This window comes from Oceanobacillus sp. NCCP-135, from assembly GCF_059698015.1.
This window is the reverse complement of the sequence record NZ_BAAKSZ010000069.1, coordinates 1-1,385: the sequence shown is the minus strand read 5'-3', so window position 1 is coordinate 1,385 and position 1,385 is coordinate 1. Positions and strand designations below refer to the sequence as shown.

Annotated in this window: 1 protein-coding gene; it reads left to right on the top strand. The window is 32.2% G+C overall.

Annotation, left to right across the window (positions count from 1 at the left end; translation table 11 throughout):
* Window positions 1-155: 155 nt before the first annotated feature.
* On the top strand, window positions 156-683 hold the full coding sequence (locus AC6HVZ_RS19540; RefSeq protein WP_497559786.1) for a hypothetical protein: 528 nt from the start codon (window positions 156-158) through the stop codon (window positions 681-683).
* The last annotated feature ends 702 nt before the right edge of the window (window positions 684-1,385 follow it).

Here is a 1,385-nt window from a genome sequence, read left to right as displayed (position 1 = left end):
ACATTACTTCAGATTTTCCACCGAATTAATTTGAAATTAGGTGTCTGGAATAATGTGTATCTTTACAGGAGAAGGTTGATATAAAATTAAAAGACGGCAAAAGCTATAAACAAGTAGTTACAGTTACACCACCCGAAAGTGTAACTGAGTTAAATGTGCTTTTAAAGTACTCTAAGAATGGAAGTCAAGAAATAACCTTCTTTCCAAAAGACATCAATCAAGAGAAACCTTTAGATAATCGAAGCCTTCAGCTAGTCAGGTACTTTGTTACATCTGATGATCTAAATATAGACACTAAAATACTCGAAAACTATACAATGACTGTTACCGAAGAAGACTTTGAAAAATACATTGAAAAATATAATCCTGTTCCCACTGTCGATGTTTTGGATGAAAAGGACAGGTTAAGGATAAATGGAACATTCTATAGTTCAAACTTAGACATTTATATTGTTGATGATACTGGAGAGATCCTATATGAAAATATAGATGTACATATCAAAGAGAAAGAAGATATAATAATAGATCTCCCTAATGAGATACAGGAGGAAATAAATAAGATAGAGACCTATTTGATTTACTATCATAATCGTTCAGATGAGATAATATACGATTTCATAGCCGCAGACAGGGGATACAGACTCTTTTTAACGACACATCAAAATATCATAAAACTGGATTGAGGTTTTCTGTATTTATTGAACACCTCAATAAATACATTAGTCAACAGGAGTAGACTTTTATCTACACGAGGGCATAGCTTGAAAATTTGTAGCTGCTTTCTTAGCACCACTTGTACTATCTTTGTTTTTCGTCATATATAATTTAGTTCCTATTATTTTCATAAATAATGGTTCAATATCGTTTTCCTTCGATGGTTTCTTATTTGTTTATATTTTTGCTTTACCTGTCTATCTGTTGTTCGGAGTACCAGTATCAATAATGATTGATAAGATAAATAAAGGAATTAGATGGTTAAATTACAGTTTAGCAGGGGTCGGTGGAGGATTAATTATAATGTTTATTAATTCAACACAAGATTATATGACTGCTCTCGCATATTCAGTGGCAGGTTTTTCATATTATTGCACACTCAGAATGTTGGAATTGATTGAAGATAACCTTCAGAATTGAAAAGGATTTCTATAAATGATTATTGTGCAAACGGGTGCTTTAGTGGAATATTCGCTTTCCGAAATAATCAATCTTTTTTTAAAAAAACCAAACTTAAATCTGCTGGATAAGAACCCATTTTGATCAATCTTTTGTTATTAAAATGGGTTCTTATTACTTAGTGTAAAATGTGGGTTTGGGAGGTGCATATGATCAAACCTCTTTTAAAGCTACACAAGTGGCTTCCTCACCCGCATTCACAGGCTCTATTG